16 protein-coding genes are annotated in these 24649 nt (G+C 65.5%); 5 read left to right on the forward strand and 11 right to left on the reverse strand.

The window, feature by feature from the left end; genetic code table 11:
- From ACNPP0_RS08625 to ACNPP0_RS08645, 5 genes are all read right to left on the reverse strand, one after another.
- On the reverse strand, window positions 1–1193 hold a 1193-nt coding region (locus ACNPP0_RS08625; RefSeq protein ID WP_448705627.1), incomplete at its 3' end, for an efflux transporter outer membrane subunit.
- Between the two features lie 10 nt (window positions 1194–1203).
- Entirely contained in the window at window positions 1204–4305 is a 3102-nt protein-coding gene (locus ACNPP0_RS08630; protein WP_448705628.1) for a MexW/MexI family multidrug efflux RND transporter permease subunit, read from the reverse strand.
- Window positions 4302–5420, reverse strand: a complete 1119-nt coding sequence (locus tag ACNPP0_RS08635) for an efflux RND transporter periplasmic adaptor subunit (protein WP_332610754.1) — start codon at window positions 5418–5420, stop codon at window positions 4302–4304. Before ACNPP0_RS08635 ends, ACNPP0_RS08630 begins: the two co-directional genes overlap by 4 nt.
- Before the next feature lie 206 nt (window positions 5421–5626).
- Complete coding sequence (locus tag ACNPP0_RS08640; RefSeq protein ID WP_332610756.1) at window positions 5627–7597, reverse strand: BCCT family transporter; 1971 nt, start codon at window positions 7595–7597, stop codon at window positions 5627–5629.
- A 160-nt stretch (window positions 7598–7757) separates the two neighbouring features.
- A complete protein-coding gene (locus tag ACNPP0_RS08645; protein ID WP_332610758.1) occupies window positions 7758–8426 on the reverse strand; it encodes a TetR/AcrR family transcriptional regulator in 669 nt (222 codons plus the stop codon).
- A 249-nt stretch (window positions 8427–8675) separates the two neighbouring features.
- Here ACNPP0_RS08645 and ACNPP0_RS08650 point away from each other — a divergent pair, with 249 nt between their 5' ends.
- From ACNPP0_RS08650 to ACNPP0_RS08670, 5 genes are all read left to right on the forward strand, one after another.
- Window positions 8676–9767, forward strand: a complete 1092-nt coding sequence (locus tag ACNPP0_RS08650) for an efflux RND transporter periplasmic adaptor subunit (RefSeq protein WP_448705629.1) — start codon at window positions 8676–8678, stop codon at window positions 9765–9767.
- Window positions 9764–12928, forward strand: coding sequence for an efflux RND transporter permease subunit (locus tag ACNPP0_RS08655; protein WP_448705630.1), 3165 nt, complete (start codon window positions 9764–9766; stop codon window positions 12926–12928). Before ACNPP0_RS08650 ends, ACNPP0_RS08655 begins: the two co-directional genes overlap by 4 nt.
- Window positions 12928–14427 carry an efflux transporter outer membrane subunit gene (locus tag ACNPP0_RS08660; RefSeq protein WP_448705631.1) on the forward strand — a complete coding sequence of 500 codons (1500 nt, stop codon included), beginning with the start codon at window positions 12928–12930 and terminating at the stop codon, window positions 14425–14427. Before ACNPP0_RS08655 ends, ACNPP0_RS08660 begins: the two co-directional genes overlap by 1 nt.
- Window positions 14428–14750: 323 nt before the next feature.
- On the forward strand, window positions 14751–15887 hold the full coding sequence (locus ACNPP0_RS08665) for a C45 family autoproteolytic acyltransferase/hydrolase (protein ID WP_448705632.1): 1137 nt from the start codon (window positions 14751–14753) through the stop codon (window positions 15885–15887).
- Window positions 15888–15923: 36 nt separating this feature from the next.
- Complete coding sequence (locus tag ACNPP0_RS08670; protein WP_448705633.1) at window positions 15924–17495, forward strand: ABC transporter substrate-binding protein; 1572 nt, start codon at window positions 15924–15926, stop codon at window positions 17493–17495.
- A 55-nt stretch (window positions 17496–17550) separates the two neighbouring features.
- Here the strand turns inward: ACNPP0_RS08670 and ACNPP0_RS08675 are convergent, their stop codons facing one another.
- From ACNPP0_RS08675 to ACNPP0_RS08700, 6 genes are all read right to left on the reverse strand, one after another.
- On the reverse strand, window positions 17551–19113 hold the full coding sequence (locus ACNPP0_RS08675) for an ABC transporter substrate-binding protein (protein ID WP_448705634.1): 1563 nt from the start codon (window positions 19111–19113) through the stop codon (window positions 17551–17553).
- A 225-nt stretch (window positions 19114–19338) separates the two neighbouring features.
- On the reverse strand, window positions 19339–19959 hold the full coding sequence (locus ACNPP0_RS08680) for a GntR family transcriptional regulator (RefSeq protein ID WP_332610767.1): 621 nt from the start codon (window positions 19957–19959) through the stop codon (window positions 19339–19341).
- Between the two features lie 83 nt (window positions 19960–20042).
- Window positions 20043–21698 carry an ABC transporter ATP-binding protein gene (locus tag ACNPP0_RS08685; protein ID WP_448705635.1) on the reverse strand — a complete coding sequence of 552 codons (1656 nt, stop codon included), beginning with the start codon at window positions 21696–21698 and terminating at the stop codon, window positions 20043–20045.
- Window positions 21695–22531 (reverse strand): ABC transporter permease, encoded by an 837-nt coding sequence (locus ACNPP0_RS08690; RefSeq protein WP_332610769.1) that lies wholly within the window; start codon window positions 22529–22531, stop codon window positions 21695–21697. The genes ACNPP0_RS08685 and ACNPP0_RS08690 overlap by 4 nt, the downstream gene beginning before the upstream one ends.
- Window positions 22528–23472 (reverse strand): ABC transporter permease, encoded by a 945-nt coding sequence (locus tag ACNPP0_RS08695; protein ID WP_448705636.1) that lies wholly within the window; start codon window positions 23470–23472, stop codon window positions 22528–22530. Before ACNPP0_RS08695 ends, ACNPP0_RS08690 begins: the two co-directional genes overlap by 4 nt.
- Window positions 23473–23533: 61 nt before the next feature.
- Window positions 23534–24403 (reverse strand): alpha/beta hydrolase, encoded by an 870-nt coding sequence (locus tag ACNPP0_RS08700; protein ID WP_332610772.1) that lies wholly within the window; start codon window positions 24401–24403, stop codon window positions 23534–23536.
- Between the last annotated feature and the right edge of the window lie 246 nt (window positions 24404–24649).

Raw genomic sequence — 24649 nt, forward strand, 5'->3', positions numbered from 1 at the left:
CCCGCGACGGCCGCGCGATTTCTGGCCAGCGCCGTCGGCAAGTGCAAGGCCGGCCAATTCACGCCCGATGCCACGCTGAACGCCCGGCCGGACGCCGTGCCGAAGTCCGCCCCGCGCAACGCCACAAAGCCCAGGAACCCGCCCAGGTCGATACGCGGATAAAGCTCTGCCGTGGCCACGCCCACGTCCGCGTTGGCGGCGGCCATATTGCGTTCGGCCGCCGCAACGTCCGGCCGGCGCGACAGCAGCGCCGCCACGTCCCCGATCGGCAGGCGCGTTGCCAATGGGGTCAGCGGTTTACCGGCATCCAGTTCGGCCAGCTCCACGGGTCGCAGCCCGGCCAATACCGCCAGCCGATACTGCGCCAGCCGCCTGGCAGTGACTTGCACGGGCACGCTGGCTTGCACGGTTTCCAGTTCGGCACGCGCGCTGGCCAGATCACCCTCATCGCCTCGGCCGGCCTGCACCAGCGCCTGAATCACACGCAGACTGTCGCGCTGGCTTTCCAGGTTGGCCCGCGCCACGGCCAGGCGCTGTTCGGCGCCGCGCAGTTCGAAGTAATTGCGGGCCACTTCGGCCGCCACCACGATGCGCGTCTGGGCCAGGTCGGCCGCCTGCCCTTCGCTGCGCGCCGCCGCACCTTCGGCCGCCTGCCGCAGGCGTCCCCACAGGTCCAGCTCCCAGGTGGCGTCAAAACCCGCCCGATAGCTTTGGGCCAGGCTGCGCTGCCCGGCCGTGCCCGCGTTGGCCTGCGACAGGCTGCGTTCATAGCGCCCGTCCAGCGTCACGGCGGGCAAGCGGTCCAGCTCTTTCTCGTCCAGCACGGCGCGCGACTCGGCCAGGCGAGACTGGGCGATGCGGATGTCGTGATTACGGCTCAAGGCCAGGTCCACCAGCTGGTCCAGCTGGGGGTCTTGCAGTTGCTTCCACCAATCGCGTTGCAGCGCGTCAGAGGAAAACAGCGCCTGCTCGGGGCTGGCCAGCACCACGGGCGCGGCTTGCGGCCGTTGGTACCCGGGGCCCACGGCGCAGCCGGCCAACGCCAGGACCAGCGCCAACAGCGTTGACCGCGGCACGATGGCGGCGCGGCGCGGGCGATCCGGCGCAGACGAGATCGGAGGCAGGCACGACCGTTCGAACCCCGCAATGAGGGCCGCGCGGCGCAGGGGTTCTGATGCAGCAATTTCAATCATGGTCGGCTCCTTAATGCGGGATAGCGGCGCGGCCGTCTTCGGCTTGCGCCGCGGCCAGTTCACGCGCGCGCGGCGTATCGCTGGCCGCGCGGTGGTCACGCGCAAGCACGGTGTAGACGGTAGGCAGCACGAACAGCGTGAACAGCGTGCCCACCAGCAAGCCCACCACGATGACCAGGCCCAGGCTGTAGCGGCTATGCGCGCCCGCCCCCGTGGCGAACAGCAAGGGGATCAGCCCCATCACCATTGCCGCCGTCGTCATCAGAATGGGACGCAAGCGGATGCGCGCGGCCTGTTCCATTGCCGCACGCCGATCCAGCCCGTGGCTGACCTGCATCTCGTTGGCGAACTCCACCATCAGGATGCCGTGCTTGCTGATCAGGCCGATCAACGTCACCAGCCCGATCTGCGTATAGATATTGACGGTGGCCATGCCCAGCGCCAGCGGGATCAACGCGCCGCATATCGACATCGGCACGCTGACCAGGATGATGAACGGGTCGCGCAGGCTTTCGTATTGCGCGGCCAGCACCAGGTAGATGACGATGATGGCGAACAGGAACGTGATCATCAGCGCCGAGCCTTCCTGGCTGAACTGGCGCGCATCCGATTGCCAGTCATAGCTGAAGCCGGCAGGCAGGTTCTGCGCCTGTTGCGACAGGAATGTCACCGCGTCGCCCATGGTGACGCCGGGCATGGGAATGGCCTGAAACGTGGCGGCGTTCAGCTGGTTGAACTGCGTCAGTGAATTGGGTTCCACGCCCATGGACACCGACACCAGGTTCGACAGCGGCACCTGTGCGCCGCTGGCGCCTTTGACGTGGAACTGTGCCAAGGCCTGGGGCGACACACGCAGATCACGGCGGCTTTGCGGAATGACGTCATACGAACGCCCGCCCATGCCGAAGCGGTTGACGTAGTTTTCGCCCACCAGCACCGCCAGCGTATCGCCGATGTCCTTCATGGTGACGCCCAGGCTGTTGGCCTTGGCCCGGTCCACCGTCAGTTGCACCACGGGGTTGTTGTAGTCCAGGTCGCTATCCACCACCATGAACAGCCCGCTGGCCCGCGCGGCCTGCTTCAAGCTTTCCATGGCCTCGTAGACGACGCGGTAATCCGCCGCGCTCATCAGCACCATCTGCACCGGCAGCCCGCCGGTGGACCCGGGCAACGACGGCAGCTGGAACGCAAAGATGTTGCTGCCTTCCACCTGGTTGGCCAGCGATTGCATGTCGGCCTGGATGGCATCCGCGTTGCGCTTGCGGTCTTGCCAGTCCACAAAGTCCACGCCGCCGATGCTGTTGGACACGCCGTCCGATCCGTTGATCAACCAGCGCCCTTTTTGCTCGGGCACGGTCTTCATCACGTCGTCCCATTTCTTGCCGAACTTTTCCACATAGTCGATGTTGGCGTGCTGCGGGGATTTGATCGCGGTCAGCACGGTGGATTGGTCTTCGACGGGCGCCAGCTCGCGCTGCGCGGCGTTGTACAGGAAAGGCAGGCTGATCAGCACCGCCACCGCAATCAGGCCCGTCACCCAGCGATGCCGCAAGGACACGTCCAGCACGCGCCCATAGGCATTGCCCAGCCGGCCAAACATGCGTTCGGCGTTGCGCGCCATCCTGCCTTCCGACACGTGGCGGTTCAGCAGGAACGAACTCATGACCGGCGACAAAGTCAGTGCAATGACGCCCGACACCACCACCGCGCCTGCCAGCGTAAAGGCAAATTCCTTGAACAGCGACCCGGTCAGCCCGCCCATCAGCCCGATGGGCGCATACACAGCGGCCAGCGTGATCGTCATGGCGATTACCGGCCCGGCCACTTCCCGCGCGCCGATCAACGCCGCGCGCACGGGCGACTTGCCCTCTTCGATGTGACGATGCACGTTTTCCACCACCACGATGGCGTCGTCCACCACCAGGCCAATGGCCAGCACCATCGCCAGCAGGGTCAGCAGGTTCACGCTGAAGCCGAACAGCGCCATGATGGCCGCCCCGCCCAGCATGGAAAGCGGAATGGTGACCACGGGAATCAACACCGCGCGCAATGAGCCCAGGCAAAGAAAGATCACCACCACGACGATGGCGATAGCTTCCAGCAGCGTCTGCATCACGCCATCGATCGACGCGCTGATGAAGCGTGCCAGCTCGAACGGCACTTGCACGCTGGTGCCCGGGGGCAGGTTCTGCTTGATGTTGGGCAACAATTCCTGCAAGCGCTTGACGATGACCAGCGGGTTACCCACAGGCGTGGCATTCAGGCCAAAGTAGACGGCCGGTTCGCCGTCCATCAAGCCGCTGGAATCGGTGGATGCCGCGCCTAGTTCCACGGTGGCCACGTCGCCCAGCCGCACGATGGCGTCGCCATCACGCTTGACCACCAGGTCGCGAAACTGCGCCACATTGACCAGGTCGGTATTGACCTGGATGTTGGACACCACGTACAGGCCCTTGGCCTGACCGGGCGCGGCCTGCACGTTGTTATCGCGCAGCGCCCGCGCCAGTTCGCCCGCCGAGATGCCGCGCGCGGCCATGCGGTCCGGGTCCAGCCAGACGCGCATGGCCAGCTTTTGGCCGCCATACAGTTCCACGCTGGCCACGCCGTCGATCGAGGACAACTGCGGCTGCACCACGCGCGACAAATAATCGGTCAGTGCCGCCAGCGATAGCGTCGAACTGGCAAACCCCACATAGGCCACGGCGGTCGCCTCGCCCGCCGACTTGACCAGCACGGGGTCGTAGACGTCCTGCGGCAGCCGGTACTTGACCTCGTTGACCTTGGCCATCACCTCGGTCATGGCCTTGTTGGAATCGGCGTTCAGCTTCATCCGCACCGTGATCACGCTGCGGCCCTGCGTGGACGAGGACGACAGGTAATCGATGCCTTCCACCGTGGCCACCGATTGCGCGATAGGCTGCGTGACGAAGCCTTGCATCAGGTCGGGCGACGCGCCGGGGTATTGGGTGGTGATGGTGATGGTGGTGCTTTCGGTCAGCGGGTACTGCCGCACCGGCAGGCCGCTTAACGCCTTGATGCCCAGCAACAGGATCAGCGTGCTGACCACCAGCGCCAGCACGGGCCGGCGCACGAAAAGATCGGTGAATGTCATGATGCCTCCGCCGATGCGCCCAACGCGACGGTGTCCGCGCCGGTCACGTCAACGGCCGCGCCGTTGTGCAGCCGCAGTTGGCCCGACGTCACTACCTGATCGCCCGCGTTCAAGCCTTCAGTGACAACGACCCGGCCACGCACGCGCTCGGCCGTCTTGACGTAGGCTTGCCGCACCGTGGCGGGCACGGCGGCTTCGCCCGGCTTGGGCGTCGTCAGCACGTAGACGGAATCGCCGTAAGCGCTATAGCTGATGGCCGTTTCCGGCACCGTGATCACGTTGGGCCGGTCGGGCAGACGGATGCGGCCATGCGCGAACATGCCGGCGGCAAGCGCGCCATCGGCGTTGGCCAACGTTGCCTGCACACGCACAGTGCGCGATCCGGCGTCCACCTGCGGTTCGACGGTGGTGACCTGGCCGGGGAATTGGCGGTCGGCATATGCATCCACCGTCACCGTCACGGGCTGGCCCGCGCGCACGGCGCCCAGCGCCTGTTCGGGCAGGGTGATATTTGCGTACAGCGTCGAAGCGTCGGTCAACGACACCAGCGGATCGCCGGCGCGCGCGAACTGGCCCAGATGCACACGGCGCACGCCCAGCATGCCGTCGAACGGCGCCTTGACGCGCTTTTGCTCGATCAGCGCCTGTACGCGCCGGATGTCGCCGGCGGCCTGGTCGTAATCGGCCTGCGCCTGATCCAGCTGTTCCCGCGTGGCGGCCTGTTGCGGCAGCAGCCGGCGCGTGCGCTCCAACAAGGCGCGCGCATTGCGGGCCTGCGCCTCCAGCCGTGCCAGCTCGCCGCGTTCCGGCGCATCGTTCATCTGCACCAGCAGTTGGCCGGCCTTCACCGCTTGACCCGCCGTGAAAAGAATCTGGGTGACCCGGCCATCCACTTCGGCGGGCACTTGCACCTGGCGCGTGGCTTCCAATGAGCCGATGCCGGCCAGCGCCAGCGGAAAATCCGCCTGCACGGCGGGCGCCACCGCAACCTTGGCCGGCGCCATCGCCCATCCGCCCTGCTGCGGCGCGCGGCCGGCCTTCCACGCCCACCCGCCCGCCAACGCCCCCACCAGCACAAGGGCCCCTGCGGCCCAGGCTCCAGATCTCGCCTTCATGATCGTTCTCTTTATTTATCCAAGAATAAGCTTGGATAATCCTTCATTCGCTCCATTTCGTCAAAGTGGACGTCGCAATGCGTCGCATAGCGCACCCCTATCGGCTCGGCCGCTAGCGGCGCCACGGGCGAAAAAAAACCGCCAGACAAGGCTGGCGGCTTTCAGGGTCAGGCGGCTTGGCCGGGCAGGACGCGTCCGGCGCCCGTTCAGGTGCGGACCATGTGCAGGTAATGGCGATGGCGTTCGTACTGGTCCAGGATGTCGCCGATAACCGCGTCGCGGCTCCAGCCCATGATGTCGTAGTCCTGCCCGCCTTCGCGCAGATGCACTTCGGCGCGGAAGTACTTGCGCTCTTCTTCGTCGGCGGCTTCGTCCGGCGTCAGGCTGGGGCGCACAAAGGCTTCCGGTTGCACGGCATACGAAAAGTCCAGGTGTTCGCCGTGCGAGACCTCAAGAATGGCGCTGCCGTCGCCTTCAACTTCACGCACTTCCACCGCATAGCCCTGCTTGCGCAGTTCCTCGGCCACGTCGTCCAGCGCCGGCCGCACCACATCGCTGATGAAGCGTTGCACGTGCGAGCGGCGCGGCATCATCACCATGTTGCGCAGGCGGCGTTCCCAGGATTGGCCGCCGCGCGCGGGGCGCGACAAGGTCAACGACTGATAGCGGATACCGCGCTTGGTGGCGTCCAGCTTCAGCGCCTTGAACAGCCCCCATAGCGACAGCAGCAAAATGATGGAGAACGGCAGCGCGCTGGCGATGGTGGCCGTCTGCAAGGCGGTCAGCCCGTCGGCCAGCAGCAGCGCGATGGCAACCGCACCCATCAGCACCGACCAGAAAATGCGTTGCCACACGGGGGTGCGGTCCGACCCGCCCGAGGCCAGCAGGTCAACCACCAGCGCGCCCGAGTCGGCGGACGTCACGAAAAACACCGCGACCATCGCAATGGCCACCACCGACAGCACACTGCTCCAAGGCAAATGTTCCAGGAAGGCGAACAGGGCCAGCGACGAATCTGCTTCGACCACCTCGGCCAGGCCTTGCACCTTGTCCACAAGGATCATGTGGATGGCCGTGTCGCCAAACACCGTCATCCAGAACAGGGTGAACCCGGCCGGCACCAGCAGCACGCCGGTGACGAATTCGCGGATGGTGCGCCCGCGCGAGATGCGCGCGATGAACAGGCCCACGAACGGCGACCACGCAATCCACCAGCCCCAATAGAACAAGGTCCACCCGCCGATCCAGTCGGTGGGCTCGTAGGCATACAGGTTGAAGGTCTTGTTGACGATGTCGGACAGGTACGCGCCCGTGTTCTGCACAAAGGTCTGGAACAGGAACACGGTGGGGCCGACCACCAGCACAAACAGCAACAGCACGGCCGCCAGCACCAGGTTGGTCTCGGACAGGATGCGGATGCCCTTATCCAAACCGCTGGCCACCGACAGCGTGGCCAGGCCGCAAGTGACGACGATGAGGATGATCTGCGTCGTCACGCCCACCGGGACGCCGAACAGGTGGTTCAGCCCGCTGTTGATCTGCGCCACGCCCAGGCCCAGCGACGTCGCCACGCCCAGCACCGTGCCGATGATGGCGAAGATGTCCACGGCATGGCCGATGGGGCCGTGGATGCGGTTCCCGATCAGCGGATACAGGGCAGAACGCAGCGTCAGCGGCAGCCCATGGCGGTAGCTGAAGAACGCCAGGATCAGCGCCACCACCGCATAGATCGCCCACGCATGCAGGCCCCAATGGAAGAACGTGATCTTCATGGCCTCGCGCGCGGCGACGGCCGTGCCCCCCTCGCCGACCGGCGGCGACATAAAGTGCATCACCGGTTCCGCCACCCCGAAGAACATCAGGCCGATGCCCATGCCCGCCGAAAACAGCATCGCAAACCAGGTGAAATTGCGGTAGTCGGGTTCGCTATGGTCCGGCCCGAGCTTGATGTCGCCATAGCGGCTCAAGGCCAGAAACACCACGGCCAGCAGGATGATGGCCACGACCAGGATGTAGAACCAGCTGACGTTACCCAGGATCCAGCCTTGCACGGATTCAAAAAGGCTTTGCGCCCGCTGCGGCGCAAGAATCGCGAATCCGACCAGCAACAGCGTGAAGATGGCCGCCGGGAAGAACACCGGGCGGTTGATGGTGGATGGTCGGGTTTCTGAAGACATGCTGCCGCTCCTTTCGCCCAGGGTTGCGAATTTCGGCGCCGGCCCCCTCAGCCCGACCGTTGCGCCGCGGTTATTACTATCACGGCCGGCATGCGGCTGACAATCTGTATCGGTGTTCTGCATCGGTGATTCGGGCCGCGATGCACCGGCCCAGGCAAGGCTATCCGACCGAAGTCGGCGCGCCGGGCGGCAAGGCGGCGGGCGCCGCGTCGGGCTGCGGGTCGCCAAACACCACCCGGCGGAAGAAACCGGCCAACACGGCCTCGGTCATTTCCAGGCTCACGCCTTGCGGATCGAAGGCGTAGCTAAATTGCATGCCGTCCGACAAGGCCAGCAGGCCAATCGCCAATTGTTCGGCCGGCATGGGCAGCGGTGTGCCCACGTGCGCGGAAAACTGCCGGACGTATTCCGTGGTGGCCGCGCGCAACTCTCGCAGGCAGTCGGTAAAACCGATGCGGAAATCGGGGTCGCGCGCCGCCTGGAGCTTGCCTTCCATCCAGAGCAGGAAGCAGTCGTTTTCGCGGTGGTGCGTGCTGTAGTACTGGACGACGCTGGCCTCCATTTGCGGGCGCGTTTCGCCTTCCTCGAAGATGGCGCGCATGTCGGCCATCACTTTTTCGTGATCGCGCCTGAGCAATTGCAGGAAAAGTTCGGTCTTGCTGCCGAAATTGGAATAGAAGGCGCCGCGCGTGTACCCCGCCAGTTCGGCGATGTCTTCGACGCTGGCGGCCACGAAGCCTTTGGTAAGGAATACCGATTGCGCAGCGTCCAGCAGACGCTGACGCGTCTGGTCTCTGCTTTGCTCTCGGGTTAAGCGCACTTTTGACATGGCGGGAGTTTAGCACTGGCAATGATCTCAAATACAGCCTTGTATCCGAATACATAAGCGCATTAGAATTCAGCCCGTATCGAGCTTGACTCGCTTATGCCTTTAGCCCTTTTTCGGCCTTCCCCCCCTTTTCGCCCTTTTCGCGCCGCGAGGTGTTTCGTGAATTTTCCTGGCTCCAGCCCACAATCGTCGGCGCGCCCCCTTGCCGCAACCCTGACAACGCCCGCGCGGTCCCCATGGACTCGCCGCATGACGCTGCCCGCTCTGCTGGTGCTGGCCATGGCCGTGTCGGCCTGCGGCCGCAAAGAAGAAACCGCCCCGGCACCGCGACCCGTAGTCGCCATGCCGACGCAGGCCGATGAACGGCTGCCCGCGTGGACTCTGCCTGGCGAAGTGCAGGCTCGCTACAGCACGCCGCTGTCTTTCCGGGTAGGGGGCAAGATCATCGAGCGGCAGGTTCGGCTGGGCGACAGCATCGTGCCCGGCCAGGTCGTCGCCAAGCTTGACCCCGCCGACGCCACCAAGAACGCCGCGGCCGCCAAGGCTCAGTTATCGGCGGCCCAGCATCAGCTGGACTACGCCCGGCAGCAGCTGGAGCGCGACCGCGCCCAGGCCCGTGAAAACCTGATTGCCGCCACCCAGCTGGAACAAACCCGCAACGCCTACGCCTCGGCCCTGGCGCAACGCGATCAGGCCGCCCAGCAGGCCGCGCTATCGGCCGACCAGCTCAAGTACACGACGCTACAGGCCGACCACGCGGGCGTCATCACCGCCGAACAGGCCGACACGGGGCAGAATGTGGCGGCCGGCACCCCCGTCTACCAACTGGCCTGGGCGGGCGACATCGACGCCATCTGCGACGTGCCGGAAAGCGTGCTGGCCGGCTTGACCATCGGCCAACGCGCCAACGTGACGCTGGGCCCGCTGCCCGGCCAGAACTTCACCGCCACGCTGCGCGAAATCGCGCCCGCCGCCGACCCGCAAAGCCGCACTTACCGCGTCAAGCTCACGCTGGAATCGCCGTCGCCGCAAGTGCGGCTGGGCATGACGGCCAACATCAGCTTCGACAACCACGGCACGGCCGACCAGGCCACCTACACCGTACCCGCCACCGCACTGTTCCATGACGGCAAGGACCCCGCCGTCTGGATCGTCAAGCCGAAAGAAGACACGCTGGAACTGCGCCGGGTGAAGGTGTTGCGCTTTGACGCGCGCACCGTAACCCTGGCCGGCGGCGTGTCGGCGGGTGAACGCGTGGTCTGGCAAGGCGTGCACACCGTGACCGCCGGTGAAAAAGTGCGGCCCGTGGCGCCGCTGCACGCCGAGGACTTCGCATCATGAGCAACCCCGCCGAAGATCCCGGCCACGATCACAAAGAAGGCAAGTTCAACCTGTCGGCCTGGGCGCTGCGCCACCAGCCGCTGGTCATTTTCCTGATTACGCTGGTCACGCTGTTTGGCGTGCTGTCGTATTCCAAACTGGCCCAGTCCGAAGACCCGCCCTTCACGTTCCGCGTGATGGTGATCAAGACCTTGTGGCCGGGCGCCACCGCCAAGCAGGTGCAGGAACAAGTCACCGACCGCATCGGCAAGAAGCTACAGGAAACGCCCAACACGGACTTCCTGCGCAGCTACTCGCGTCCCGGCGAATCGCTGATCTTCTACACCATGAAAGATTCGGCGCCCGCCAACACGGTGGCCGACCAGTGGTATCAGGTCCGCAAGAAGGTGGGCGATATCCAGGCCACGCTGCCGCAAGGGGTGCAAGGCCCGTTCTTCAACGACGAATTCGGCGACGTCTATACCAACATCTATACGCTGCATGGCGACGGCTTTTCGCCCGCGCAACTGCACGATTACGCCGACAACCTGCGTACCGTGCTGCTGCGCGTGCCGGGCGTGGCCAAGGTCGATTACTTTGCCGACCAGGCCGAACACGTCTACGTCGAAATCTCGAACACGCAGCTAAGCCGTCTAGGCGTGACGCCCCAGCAGATCGCGCAGGCCATCAACACGCAAAACGCGGTGTCCAGCGCCGGCACCCTGACCACGGCCGACGACCGCATCTTCGTGCGGCCAACGGGGCAGTTCGAAAACAGCCGCGCGCTGGCCGACACGCTGATCCGCGTCAACGACAAGTCGATCCGGCTGGGCGACATCGCCACGATCCATCGCGGCTATGACGACCCGCCCGCCGAGCAGATGCGCTTTAACGGCAACCCCGTGCTGGGCATCGGCATCACCATGCAACCGGGCCAGGACGTGGTGCGGCTGGGCGAGGCGCTGGACAAGACGTTCGACAAGCTGAAGGCGCAATTGCCCGTCGGCCTGACGCTGACGGAAGTGTCCAGCATGCCGGACGCGGTGTCGGATTCCGTTGACGAATTCCTGCGTTCGGTGGCCGAAGCGGTCGCCATCGTGCTGATCGTCAGCCTGGTGTCGCTGGGCCTGCGCACCGGCATGGTCGTCGTGATTTCGATCCCGGTGGTGCTGGCCATCACCGCGCTGTTCATGGATATGTTCGGCATCGGGCTGCACAAGGTGTCGCTGGGCACGCTGGTGCTGGCGCTGGGCCTGCTGGTGGATGACGCCATCATCGCCGTGGAAATGATGGCGGTAAAGCTGGAACAGGGCTGGAGCCGCGCGCGCGCCGCCGCCTTCGCCTACACCAGCACCGCGTTTCCCATGCTGACCGGCACGCTGGTCACTGTGGCCGGCTTTCTGCCGATCGCCCTGGCCAAGTCCAGCACCGGTGAATACACGCGGTCCATCTTCCAGGTGTCGGCCATTGCGCTGATCACCTCGTGGTTTGCCGCCGTGGTGTTGATTCCGCTGTTGGGCTATCGCCTGCTGCCCGAGCGCAAGCGCGAGGCCCACCAGCCGCATGACCACGAACACGACATCTACAACACCCGCTTCTATCAGCGTCTGCGCGGTTGGGTGGCGTGGTGCGTGGACCGCCGCTTCTGGGTGCTGGCCGGCACGGTGGTGATTTTCGTCGTGGCGATGGCGGGCTTCAAGTTTGTACCGCAGCAATTCTTCCCCAGCTCGGACCGCACCGAACTAATGGTGGACGTGCGGCTGCAAGAGGGCGCGTCGTTCGCGGCCACGCTGCGCCAGGTCGAGCGGCTGGAAAAAGCGCTGGAAGGCCGGCCCGAGATCGACCATTCGGTCAGCTTCGTGGGCACCGGCGCGCCGCGCTTCTACCTGCCGCTGGACCAGCAACTGCCCACGCCGAACTTCGGGCAGCTGGTCATTACCGCGCACTCCGTAGAAGAACGCGAACAGCTGGCCCAGTGGCTTGAGCCGATGCTGCGCGAAAAATTCCCGGCCATACGCACGCGCCTGTCGCGCCTGGAAAACGGCCCGCCCGTGGGTTATCAGGTGCAGTTCCGCGTCAGCGGCGACAAGATCGCGGAAGTGCGCGCGGTGGCGGAAAAAGTCGCCGCCGAAGTGCGCGCCGACACGCGTTCCGTGAACGTGCAATTTGACTGGGACGAACCTTCGGAACGCTCGGTGCGATTCGACATCGACCAGCAAAAAGCACGCGAACTGGGTATCAGCGCCAGCGACGTATCCGACTTCCTGGCAATGACGCTGTCCGGCTACACCGTGACGCAATACCGCGAACGCGACAAGCTGATCAACGTCAGCCTGCGCGCCCCGAAAGAAGAACGCGTGGACCCCGCCCGCATCGCCACGCTGGCCATGCCCACGCCCAATGGCCCCGTGCCGCTGGGCAGCCTGGGCCAGGTGCACTATGACCTGGAATACGGCGTCATCTGGGAACGCGACCGCCAGCCCACCATCACGGTGCAGGCGGACGTGACCAGCGGCGCGCAAGGCATCGACGTCACCCACGCCATCGACAAGAAGCTGGACGCCATCCGCGCGGACCTGCCGGTGGGCTACCGCATTGAAGTGGGCGGTCCGGTCGAGGAAAGCGGCAAGGGGCAATCGTCCATCAATGCGCAGATGCCGCTGATGGCGGTGGCGGTGCTGACGCTGTTGATGGTGCAGTTGCAAAGCTTCTCGCGCGTGCTGATGGTGGTGCTGACCGCGCCGCTGGGCCTGATCGGCGTGGTGGCGGCGTTGCTGCTGTTCGGCAAGCCGTTCGGCTTCGTCGCCATGCTGGGCGTTATCGCGATGTTCGGCATCATCATGCGCAACTCGGTGATCCTGGTGGACCAGATCGAGCAGGACATCCTGAACGGCCACAAGCGCGTGGACGCCATCGTTGGCGCCACGGCACGGCGTTTCCGCCCCATCGTGCTGACCGCCGCCGCCGCCGTGCTGGCGTTGATTCCGCTGTTGCGCAGCAACTTCTTCGGGCCGATGGCCACGGCCTTGATGGGCGGCATTACCAGCGCCACGGTGCTGACGCTGTTCTTCCTGCCCGCCTTGTACGCGGCATGGTTCCGCGTGCGCCATGACGAGCGCGACGAGCCCGAAGGCGTTCCGCCCGGCGCCAACGCGGCCGATACGCTGCAACGAGGAGCCTGATGATGAAAATCCATCCAACGCGTTTTTCAGCTCGGCAGCGGGCGCTGCCCTTATTGCCGGCCTTGTCGCCGGCCCTGTTGCTGGCCTTGAGCGCCTGCGCGTTCGCCCCGGACAGCAAGCCGCCGGCAACCGCGACGCCTTTGCAATACGGCGTAGAGGCCCCGCCGCCCCAGGGCGCCACGGCCCAGGGCGTCGCGCAGCAATTCGAACAAGGCGCGCGGCCCGTGCCCGAATGGTGGAAGCGCTATGGGTCCGACGCGCTGAACGCCCTGGTGCAGGAAGGGCTGGCCAACAGCCCCAACCTTGCCGCCGCCGAGCGCAACCTGGCCGGCGCGCGCGAACAGCTGCGCGCGCAGGTCAATTCGTCATTGCTGCCGTCGGTGGACGCGGGCGCAAGCGGCACGCGCAACCGCGCACTGACCATGCCGAATCTGCCCGAGTCCACAGCGCTCTATAACGTGTTCACCGGCCAGATACAGGCCACTTACGACCTGGACCTGTTCGGCGCCGCCCGTTTTGCCAACGCGTCCCTGGCAGCGCAGGTTGAACAGCAGGCGTTCCGGCTGGAATCGGCCCGGCGGTCGCTGGCCGGCAATATCGTCACCGGCGCCATCACATCGGCCTCGCTGGCCGAACGCGTGGCGCTGACCGAAAAGCAGGTGGTGCTGCTGCGGCAAGTGGCGCGCGATACGCAGCGCCGCTACGAACTGGGATCTGCATCGCAAAACGATGCGCTGGACGCCGACCAGGACGCCGCCACGCTGGAAGCGTCGCTGCCCGGCCTGCGCGCGCAATGGCAGGCTACGCGCCACGCCCTGGCCGTGCTGTTGGGCCGCCGCCCGGACCAGGCGCCCCAGGATCTGGCATTCAGCACGCTTGCGGTGCCGCCGCGGGTGCCGGTGGTGGTGCCGTCCGAACTGTTGGCCTCGCGCCCCGACATCCTGGTGGCCGACGCCGTGGTGCAGGCCGCGTCGGCCGACGTAGGCGTGGCCACCGCGCAGTTGTTCCCCAGCCTGTCGTTGTCCGCGTCGATGGGCAAGGGCGGCTTCAGCTGGCCGGCCGCCCTGTCCGGGGCGGGGTCGATCTGGGCGATTGGCGCGTCGCTGACGCAGCCCATTTTCCACGGTGGCGCCTTGCTGGCCGAACGCCGCGCCGCCAAGGAACGCTACGAAGCGGCGGTGCTGCAATACAAGCAAACGGTGCTGACGGCATTCCAGGATGTCGCGGACACCCTGGCGCGCCTGGACGCGGACGGGCAGGCGCTGGCCTCGGCCGAGGCTTCGCGGCGCGCGGCAGAACAGTCTTACCGCAACACGGCCAGCCGCGTGCGCCTGGGTGCGCTGGCGCCCTATACCGAATACGCGGCCGAACAGCATTACGTGGCCGCGCGCCTGCGCGAATTGGAATACGCCAACGCCCGGCTGACGGAAACGGCGGCGCTGTTCCAGGCCATGGGGTCGCCCACCCGCGCGCCGGAGGTGGCTGCCGGCCCGCTCTGAGCTGCTTGCTATTGAACGGATGGTGCCGGCCCCCGCGATGGATACGCGGGGGCTTTTTCATGCCGGTTAGCGCGAGCGTCCCTGCTGTGGCACCCGCCGTGGCGCCCGGTTTATCACCCGCTGTGGCAAGCGCTGTGGCACCCGCTTTATCACCCGCTGTGGCAAGCGCTTTTCCAACCGGCGCGCCGTGGGATCTTCGCCAGCATTGGGTAAACCCTGAGCAATATTGGCGCCAAAATAAGCTAACATTTTTGCAGCTTGCTTCCCTCCCTTTTCCCCTTCCACATCCCCCAGCCCACGGCGCGCGGCGCCGCCTTCCGTCCATGACCCAGATTCCCCAATTTCCCTTCGTATCGGTTTCCGGCACCCCCGAGGCCCGCGGCCGTTCCTACGGTCAACAGGCTGCCGCGCGCGTGCGCAAAAGCGCCGCCATGTACGGCCAGACGCTGGTCGACCTGGGCTACGACGCCATGGCGCGCACCGAACTCATCGCCCATTTCGCGCGCGAAATCGAAGCCTTCGCACCGCACTACCTGGAAGAAATGCGCGGCATCGCGGCAGGCGCCGACGTGCCGTTTGAAGACATCGTGATGGTCAACGCGCGCACGGAAGTGGTGGCCAAGGCGCGCGCCGAAAAGAAGAAGGCGGCCGAACTGGAACCCGGCGACGGCTGCACCGGCGCGCTGATCCTGCCCACCCGTTCGGCCAACGGCAACCTGATCCATGGACAGAATTGGGACTGGCGCGCGGAATGCGCCGAAACTGCCATCGTGCTGCGCGTGCGCAGCGACAACGGCCCGGACATCCTGACGTTCGTCGAAGCCGGTGGCCTGGCCCGCAGCGGCTTGAACAGCGCCGGCGTCTCCATCACCGCCAACTACCTGGAGTCCGACCGCGACTTCCGCCAACTGGGTGTGCCCCTGTCGCTGATCCGCCGCAAGGTGCTGGAACAGCAGCATTTCGCGCTGGCGATCAAGGCGGTAGCCACCACCGCCAAGTCGTGCTCCAACAACATCATGCTGGGCATGGCCGCAGGGTTTGGCGTGGATTACGAATGCACCACCGATGAAGCCTTTCCCATCTACCCGGGCAGCGACGACCTGATCGTGCACGCCAACCACTGGGTCAGCGAAGTGGCCTTGTCCAAGCTGCGCGACACCGGCCGCGCCAGCACGCCTGAAAGCGCGTACCGCGACTGGCGCGTGCGCCGCCTGCTGAACGAAAAGACGCAACTGACGCGCGAGGACCTCAAGCGCGCACTGTTCGACGATTTTGGCGCGCCCTATTCCGTGTGCCGCCCGCCGCGCCCCGGCAGCCACGACAATCTTTCCGCCACGGTGGCCATGGTGGTCATGGAACCGGCGGTCGGTCTGATGGAAGTCGCGCCCCTGCCCGCGCTGAATGGCACATTTACCCGCTATAGCCTGACCGCCGAACCCGAACTGCTGGCCGCAGCCTGAAACCCGCGCGCCCCGCGCCATCGAAGGAATTTTCCAATGAAAAAAACCCGTCTTGGCGCTGCGGTTGCGCTGGCGATTGCCGGGCTGTCCGGCGCCGTCGGCCCGGTCAGCGCGCAGTCCGCCCCGCCGCTGCGCATTTCGATGACCGCCGACATCCGCTCCACCGAACCCGGCGTCAACCGCGACAGCAACAGCGACGCAGTCGTCATGCACATTGTTGAAGGCCTGGTGGCCTATGGGGAAGACGCCGAGGTGCGCCCGCTGCTGGCCAAATCGGTGGACATCAGCCCCGACGGCAAGACCTACACATTCACGTTGCGCGATGGCGTGAAGTTTCACAACGGCAAGCCGATGACGTCGGCCGATGTGCTCTGGAGCTGGCAGCACTACACCGCCGCCAACTCCGGCTGGCGCTGCGCCAGCGAGTTCGATGGGCGCGGCACCGTCAAGGTCACCGGTGTCCAGGCGCCCGACGCGCGCACCGTCGTCTATCACCTGGACAAGCCCACCAGCCTGTTCCTGGCATCGCTGGCGCGTATCGACTGCGGCGGCACCGGCGTGCTTTCCCGGGATTCGGTGGGTGCGGACGGCGCCTGGATCAAACCCATCGGCACCGGCCCGTTCGAGCTGGCCGAATGGAAGCGCGGCGAGTACATCCGCCTGACCAAGTTCGCAGGCTACGCCAACCTGGACGGCAAGCGCGACGGCTACACCGGCTCCAAGCGCCCCCTGGTGGACGAAGTGCGCTTCATGATCGTGCCCGACGACTCCACCGCCAAGGCCGCCTTGCAACGCGGCAACATCGACATCATTGAAGACGTCTCCAACAACGACGTGCCGGTGCTGCAAAACACGCCGAACGTGAAGGTGGCCTATGCCCCGGTGATGAGCATGACGGCGCTGTTGTTGCAAACCAGGGACCCCGTGCTGGCCAACCCCAAGCTGCGCCAGGCGCTTGCCCATGCCATCGACTACAAGCAACTGGCAGCCGCCGTCACCGAAGGCCTGGCGCAGCCCAACAACTCCATCGTGCCGCTGGTATCGCCTTACTACGATGCCGCGCAAAAGCAGGGGTGGGACTACGACCCGGCACGGGCAGCCAAGCTGTTGCAAGAGGCCGGCTACAAGGGGCAGCCGCTGACGATCCTGACCACCAAACGCTATCCGCAGTCGTATAACTCGGCCGTGATCGTGCAAGCGATGCTGCAAGCCGTGGGCATCAATGCGCAGTTGTCCGTCGTGGAATGGGCCACCCAGCTGGACCGCTATAACGCGGGCACTTACCAGATGATGACGTTCCCGTATTCCGCGCGCCTGGATGCGGCGTTGAACTACGAAATGGTGACGGGCGACAAGGCCAGGCAGCCGCGCAAGGTGTGGGACAACGCCGACGCCGTCAAGCTGGTGGAAGCCGCCTCGGTGGATTCCGATCGGACCAGGCGGCAGGCTTCATTTGATCAATTGCACAAGCTGTTTCTGGCCGACGTGCCCAGCATTCCGCTGTACAACGGGCTGGACATCGGCGCGTATCGCAGCAACATCAAGGGCTACCAACCCTGGGCGGTGAAGAAGCCGCGTGCGTGGGAAGTCGAGCGCGTCGCGCCGTAGCGCCTGGCACGAAAAAGGTGGCGCGGCGGCGTCGTAGCGCCGCGCCGGCCCCCGCTTACTTGGCGCCGACCACCTTGGTCTCCCAGGCGCGCGGCTTGCCTTCCCATACCGAGAACCCCTCGACCCGCTTGTTCGTCGCCCACGCGTCGGCGCCGTTGTACAGCATCAGCATCGGCGTCTGTTCCAGCATCAGCGCGTGCAGCTGATCGAACAGCGCCTGCCGCTTGGCCGGCTCGGACTCCAGGAAACTGTCGTCGATCAGCTTCTGCGCGGCCGGGTCATCCCAGACCTTGCGCGGCTGCTTCGCCTTGTCGCCCGAGAACTGCTCGAAGCTTAACGACGGGTCCAGCCGCGACGAAAACGAGAACGAGCTGATCTGGTATTTGCCGGTGTTGTAGCGGTCCAGCTGCGTAGCCCATTCCAGCACTTCGATCTTGGCGTTGATCCCCACCGACTGCATCATCGCCTGCGCGATAACCGCCACCTGGTAGCTGGGCACGTGGGCGCGCTTGTTGGCATAGATCACCACCGGCTCGCCCTTGTAGCCCGCTTCTTTCAGCAGCTGCTGTGCCCGCGCCGGGTCGTATTTGTAGCCCTTCTTCTCAGCGTCCTGGTAGTAGGCCGAGCCCGCGTAGACCGCCGAATTGTTCAATTGGCCCAGCCCTTCGGACGCGGCGGCAACCACCTGCGGAATGTCCAGCGAAGCGGCGATCGCCTGGCGCATCTTCACGTTTTTCAGCACCGGGTCCTGCGTCTGGAACAGCAGCACGTGCTTGACGGCGTCATGCGGGCTGAACACGGTCAGCGTCTTCACGCTTTTCAGTTCGCCGACGTCGGTGTTGGTGATCTGGCTGGCGTCGATGGCGCCCGACATCAGGCCTGCCTTGGAGGTGGACGGGTCAGGCACCACCAGGAACTTCACCTCTTCCACCAGCGGACGCTTTGATCCCACATAGCCATCCGGCTTCTCGCCCGCGGGCGAGACGTAGTCCTTGAACGCGGTCAGCAGCGTGTATTCGCCACGCTTCCATTCCTTGAACATGTACGGACCGGTGCCGATGGGCTTGACCCACGAGCCGTCCGCCGCCACCGAGTCCTTGGAGATAATGGCCGTCATGCCGCAGTCCGTGCGTGCCAGGGAATCCAGGAACACCGCCGACTTGCGGTCTACCTTCATCACCACCGTCTTCGCATCCGGCGCGGTCACGTCGGTGACCTTCAAGCCATTGCGGCCGTCGAAATCGCTGCGGCAGCGCCAGTCCGTCTTGGCGTCCATGTAGCGCTGCCAGTTCCACAGCACGTCGGCCGACGTCAGCGGGGCGCCGTTGTGGAATTTGACGCCGTCGCGCAATGTGAACGTATAGGTCAGCCCGTCCGCCGACAAATCGACCGACTTGGCCAGCAAGGGGCCCACGGTGCCGTCTTCGCGGTAGCCGACCAGCCCTTCAACAATATTGAGCACCACGCCATCGGTGGTGTTGTCGCGATTGACGCCCGGGTTCGTCGAGCGGATGTCGGCCGGTTGGGCAATGGTCAGCACGGCGGCGTGGACCGGGACGGCGGTGGCGGCAAGCGCCAGGGAGAGCGCAAGCGCTCTGGGTACGAAATGGTGGTGCATGCAGAAGACTCCCCGGCGTGCGGCGCAGATATCACGCGTATTTTTGGCGCCAAAATAATCTGCTAATTATGGCGGCTGCGGCGCCTGCCGCCATACGGGGTATCCCTGAAGCAAAAGCAAAAGGCAAAAAAACGGCGGCCCCTTTGCAGAAGGGGCCGCCGCGATTTAGGCCGCCGCGAACAAGCGAACAAGCGAACAAGCCAACAGCAGATCAGCGCACAGGCATCAAGAAATATCCTGCCCGACGTGTTGGGAAATGATTTTCTGCAAACGCTTCACATCGCGCGCTTCCAGCGCTTCGACCATGTCGAAGTGTTCACGCGCCGAGATTTCGATGCGCGATCGCGTCACCCATTCCTTGGCCGGCGCGGCCGGGCCACGCGCCCGCGTGTCCTGAATCAACGCAGCCAGTTCGCGGTTGCGACACATGTCGTACATGGCCGCGTGAAACGCCAGGTTGACCTCGTACTGTTCCAGCAAGGTGCCGTCTTGCAGCAGCTTGGCAAAGCGTTCCGCCAGCGTGCGCAGCGCGCGCACCTTGGCGGCGGTGACGTTCGGCATCAGGTCCGCGGCCGCCCCGCTTTCCAGCAGGATGCGGATATCGCGAATCTGGTGATGCACGTCCGGGTCCATCGCGTAGACGTGATAGCCCCGGTTCGGGATGTGCGCAATCAGCCGCTTGGCGGCCAATTGGTCCAGCGCCCGCCGCACGTCCAAACGCTTGGCGTCATAGCGCTCTTGCAGGTCGATCTGTTTCAACCAGGCGCCAGGACCATACACGCCCGACTGAATATCATGGGCAATACGGTCGACCAGGCCGGGTTGCGTCGCTGCCGTTTTCGGCATGGACCACTCCCGTCTATCAATTCCAAAGCGCGTATTTTAGGCGTAAGTCCTTGCAGGGAAAGCGGGGAGTTCCCCGCCCGCCGTCAGGCAATGGCGCGCACCGGTTCGTGGCCGTCCAGGCGCCACCGCAACCGCACGCCGCCGTTTTCGGTTGACTCCAGGGCGGGAATGGCTTGCAGCAGGCTGCGCGTGTAGTCCTCTTGCGGGCGGTCGAACACCGCGTCGCGCGTGCCCTGCTCGACGATCGTGCCATTGCGCATGACCACCACGCGGTCCGCCACCTGTTCCACCACCCCCAGGTCGTGGCTGATGAACAGGCAGGAAAACCCGTGGCGTTCCTGCAAATCGGCGAACAGATCCAGCACCTGCGCGCGCACGGTCACGTCCAGCGCCGACACCGGTTCATCGGCAATCACGAACGACGGCCGGCGCACGATTGCCCGCGCGATGGCCACGCGCTGGCGTTGGCCGCCGGACATTTCATGCGGAAAGCGCTTGGCGTATTCCGACCCCAGGCCCACTTCGGCCAGCACCTCGTCCACGCGACGGCGCTTATCCGCCGCCGACAGGTCGCCCACCATGCGCAGGCCCTCGCCCACCAACTGGCCGATGGTCATGCGCGGGTCCAGCGACGAATACGGGTCCTGGAACACCATCTGGCAATTCAGGCGATAGTCGCGCCACGCGGCCGAGCGCCGATCCACCGGCTGGTTGCGAAACAGGATCTGGCCGGACGTGGGCGCAAGCAAGCCGGCAATGGCGCGGCCCAACGTCGTCTTGCCCGAGCCCGATCCGCCCACCACGGCCACCACTTCGCGCGGCTTGACGTGCAGGTCGATGCCGTCCAACGCGCGCTTGGCGCCGGTGCGCGAGAACAGGCGCTGATGGCCCGCGTAATCCACCACCAGGTTCTTGACTTCAACAATGGGCGCTTCCCGCGGCAGCTTGCGGGCCGGCAGGCGGCGCGGCATGGCGTCCAGCAGCTTGCGCGTGTACGGGTGCCGCGGGCGTTCCAGGATACCGGCGGTTGTGCCGGCTTCGAGCACTTTGCCGTGCTGCATGACGACCATGCGTTCGGTGTAACGCGCCACCATCGGCAGGTCGTGGCTGATCATCAGCACCGCCGTGTTGTGTTCGCGCGTCAGGTCCACCATCAGTTCCAGCACGTCGCGCTGCACCACGGCGTCCAGCGCGGTGGTGGGCTCGTCGGCGATCAGCAGCGCCGGCTCCAGCAGCATTACCGAGGCCAGCATCATGCGCTGGCGCATGCCGCCGGAAAACTCGTGCGGCCAGGCGTCCATCGCGCCCTTGGGATCGCTGATCCCCACGCGGCGCAGCATTTCAAGAATGCGCTCGCGGCGTTGCGCGGGCGACATCGCGCGGCGATGCAGTTTCAAGCCTTCGTCCAGTTGCCGGCCGATGGGCATGGAGGGGTTCAGCGACGTCATGGGCTCCTGGAACACCATGCCGATGCGCGCGCCGCGCAGCTTGCGCAAGACTGCCGCGTCGGCCTTGGTGACGTCCACGCCTTCGAACAGGATGGCACCGCCCGCCACCACCAGCGGCGCGGGCGTCAGGCCCATGATGGCGCGCGCGGCTTGCGTCTTGCCGCTGCCCGACTCGCCCACGATGCCGACCATTTCGCCCGGCGCGACGTCAAACGACACCCCGCTGACGATCTCGCGGCCGCCCTGCCCGACGGTCAGCGTCAGGTTCGATACGGATACCAATGCGCTCATTGCACGCCCCTCATGCGGGGGTCGAGACGGTCTCGCACCGCGTCGCCCAACAGGTTGATGCCCAGCAGCGCCAGCGCGATGGCCAGGCCGGGAAGAATGGACAGGTAGGACGCCTGCGCCATGAATGGCCGCGCGGCGGCCAGCATATTGCCCCAGGTGGGCGCGGGCGGCGGCACCCCCAGGCCCAGGAACGACAGCGCGCTTTCGGCCAGGATCACCCAGCCGAACATCGACGTGGCCAGCACGGTCAAGGGCGCCACGCAGTTGGGCAGCACGTGTCGGAACATCGTGTAGAGCTCGGAATTGCCCAGCACGCGGGACGATTCGATGAACTCTTTTTCACGCAGCGACAACACCGTGCCGCGCACGATGCGCGTTACCGACGGCGTATACGCCAGCCCCAGCGCCAGGATGATGCCGTACTTGTTCGCGCCCACCACGGCCAGCAGCCCCAGCGCCAGCAGCAGGCCGGGAAAGGCCAGCAGCGCATTGTTGAAGGCCATGATGATGCGGTCGGTCCAGCCGCGCACAAAGCCGGTCAGCGTGCCGATGGCGGTGCCCACCACGATGGCGAAGGTCACCGTCAACAGGCTGATCCACACGCTGCTGGACGCGCCGGCCAGCAAGCGCGAAAGCTCGTCGCGGCCGAATTCGTCGGTACCCAGCAGGAAGTCGCCACCGGGCGGCTTCAGGCGCGAGATGAAGTTGATCTTCAGTGGGTCGTGAGGCGTCCAGAACGTGCCCATGAGCGCCGCGACGATCATCGCCCCGACGATCAGGCCGCCCAGGAGCGCGTTGGCGGGAATTCGCCTTGTCGGAATTCGCGTTTTCATTCGGCGGTTACTCTCGGGTCGAAGATGGGATAGCACAGGTCGATCAGCAGGTTCACCACCACGTAGACCACGCCCACGAACAATAAACAGCCCTGGATGACGGGGTAGTCACGCGCAAAGATGGAATCAACCAGCAGACGCCCCAGCCCCGGGATGGTGAACACGGTTTCCACCACGGCGATGCCGCCCAGCAGGTTGCCCAGCACCAGGCCGATCAGCGTCCACGTCGGGCCGAACGCGTTGCGAAACGCGTGGCGCATCAGCACGGAGGATTCGGACAGCCCCTTGGCGCGCGCGTGGGTGATGTAGTCCAGCCGCAGCACTTCCAGCGTGCTGGCGCGCGCCATGCGCATCAGCACGCCGATCTCGTGCAGGAACAAGGTCAGGATCGGCATGGCCAGGTACAGCAGGCCGGCCTTCCAGTCTTCACCGATCGACACATAGCCCACCACGGGCAGCCACTGTAATTTCAGGCCAAAGAAGATCAACAGCAGCAGGCCGAGCCAGAAGGTGGGAATCGACACCAGCAGCGTGGCCGAGCCCACCAGGAACAGGTCGGGCCATTTGTTCTGCTTCCAGGCGGCGATCATGCCGGCCGGCACCGCCACCAGCGCGGCAAACACCACGGCCACCAACACCACGCGGCCGCTGATCAGGAAGCGGTCCCAAACCAGCGCCAGCACGGGCTGGCCGGTGTTGATGGACGATCCCAGGTCCCCGTGCAGCATGTTGCCGAACCAAATGCCGAACTGGGTCAGCCAGGTCTGGTCCAGGCCCAGCCGCGCCCGCAGGTCAGCCAACGCGGCCGGCGTTGCCAGATCGCCCAGCAGTAGTTGGGCGGGGTCGCCCGGAATCAGCCGGATCATCACGAATACCGCCACCGCCACGATCAGCAGGGTCGGTACAGCCATGACAATTCGGGATAGCGCGAAACGCAGCATGGCCCTCTCCTATTCCTGGACGCGACGGCGCGGGCGGCAAAGGCGCCCGGATTGCGCGGTTTCAGTTTTCTGCATTGCGCCGCTTGCGCAGCGCGCGCGCCAGAAAGTCCTGCACGTGGCCGACGCACTTCAGGCCGTCGTGCGGCACGTTGTCCACCAGGTCCAGCACGGCTTGCACGCCGGCCGATTCAAAAGAGCGGCGCAGCGATTCCAATCGTTCGGGGCGCGTCTTGCCGGCATCGTTGGCGCCCGCCATGAAGAACTTGCCGCCTTCGCGGTGCGTGATTTCCCACGTTTCCAGGTCGGCCTTGCCCACGATCATGTGCACCGCCACCTGCTTGAGCGCTTCGATGTCCACGCCTTTGCCAAAGCGCGTTTCGGCGTCGCGCACGCCCACCCACCAGTCCTGGCTGGGGTCCAGCAGCGTCACGGAGCCCGGCGCGCCGATCGACACGGCCCACAGGCGTTCGGGGTGCAGATAGGCAAAGCGGTTCACGAATTGGCCACCGCCGGAATAGCCGAACAGGCCGAACTTGTCGAAGCGCAGGCCGAATTTTTCGCCCACTTCGGCCACCATGTCCAACAGGATTTGGTCGTAGCGGATGTCGCCTTCGCGCAGTTGCTTGAAGCCGTCGCGGTTGCCGTCGCCCAGCGGCCCCACCGGAAACAGCGGGCACAGCACGATGCAGTCGTTCCAGCGCGCGAACTCCGAAAAAGCGTCGCGGTATTCCACGAACGCGCGGCCCGTGCCGTGCATGATGACCACGAGTTCCATGGGGTGCTTGGCCGTGTCGATGTGCGGCGGCACGTACATGCAATACGAAAAACGCGGGTCGGTGCGCGCGGCGAACACCGTGCTGTGGCCCAGGTCATAGATGGCCCGCGCCATGGCGGCGTCGGGAGTCAGAGCGATAGCTGCGTTGGACTGCATGTTTTCCTCATCTCCATGGCCGCCAGACGCGGCGCATGGTGGCTGCCAAAGATCGAATAATGATCACATAAATTGGCGCCAATTTTAGGCGGATGCAATTCCGGGCAACAAGGCAGGGGATTCCCTAGGCTAGGGGGAAGCGGGCGGCCGGGCGAATAGGGCGAATAGGGCGAATCGGGCGATCCGGGCGATCGCGCGGGTGTGGCGTGCGGCGTGCGGCGTGCGGCGGGCGGCGTGCGGCGTGCG

Source organism: Achromobacter semiaridum (assembly GCF_053543755.1).

Bases quoted from the DNA above. Each gene is read 5' to 3' on its own strand.
- ACNPP0_RS08685 (WP_448705635.1), bottom strand. From the start codon at position 21,698: ATGAGCGCATTGGTATCCGTATCGAACCTGACGCTGACCGTCGGGCAG.
- ACNPP0_RS08680 (WP_332610767.1), bottom strand. From the start codon at position 19,959: ATGCCGAAAACGGCAGCGACGCAACCCGGCCTGGTCGACCGTATTGCC.
- ACNPP0_RS08645 (WP_332610758.1), bottom strand. From the start codon at position 8,426: ATGTCAAAAGTGCGCTTAACCCGAGAGCAAAGCAGAGACCAGACGCGT.
- ACNPP0_RS08700 (WP_332610772.1), bottom strand. From the start codon at position 24,403: ATGCAGTCCAACGCAGCTATCGCTCTGACTCCCGACGCCGCCATGGCG.
- ACNPP0_RS08675 (WP_448705634.1), bottom strand. From the start codon at position 19,113: ATGCACCACCATTTCGTACCCAGAGCGCTTGCGCTCTCCCTGGCGCTT.
- ACNPP0_RS08640 (WP_332610756.1), bottom strand. From the start codon at position 7,597: ATGTCTTCAGAAACCCGACCATCCACCATCAACCGCCCGGTGTTCTTC.
- ACNPP0_RS08665 (WP_448705632.1), top strand. From the start codon at position 14,751: ATGACCCAGATTCCCCAATTTCCCTTCGTATCGGTTTCCGGCACCCCC.
- ACNPP0_RS08635 (WP_332610754.1), bottom strand. From the start codon at position 5,420: ATGAAGGCGAGATCTGGAGCCTGGGCCGCAGGGGCCCTTGTGCTGGTG.
- ACNPP0_RS08695 (WP_448705636.1), bottom strand. From the start codon at position 23,472: ATGCTGCGTTTCGCGCTATCCCGAATTGTCATGGCTGTACCGACCCTG.
- ACNPP0_RS08650 (WP_448705629.1), top strand. From the start codon at position 8,676: ATGACGCTGCCCGCTCTGCTGGTGCTGGCCATGGCCGTGTCGGCCTGC.
- ACNPP0_RS08660 (WP_448705631.1), top strand. From the start codon at position 12,928: ATGATGAAAATCCATCCAACGCGTTTTTCAGCTCGGCAGCGGGCGCTG.
- ACNPP0_RS08670 (WP_448705633.1), top strand. From the start codon at position 15,924: ATGAAAAAAACCCGTCTTGGCGCTGCGGTTGCGCTGGCGATTGCCGGG.
- ACNPP0_RS08630 (WP_448705628.1), bottom strand. From the start codon at position 4,305: ATGACATTCACCGATCTTTTCGTGCGCCGGCCCGTGCTGGCGCTGGTG.
- ACNPP0_RS08690 (WP_332610769.1), bottom strand. From the start codon at position 22,531: ATGAAAACGCGAATTCCGACAAGGCGAATTCCCGCCAACGCGCTCCTG.
- ACNPP0_RS08655 (WP_448705630.1), top strand. From the start codon at position 9,764: ATGAGCAACCCCGCCGAAGATCCCGGCCACGATCACAAAGAAGGCAAG.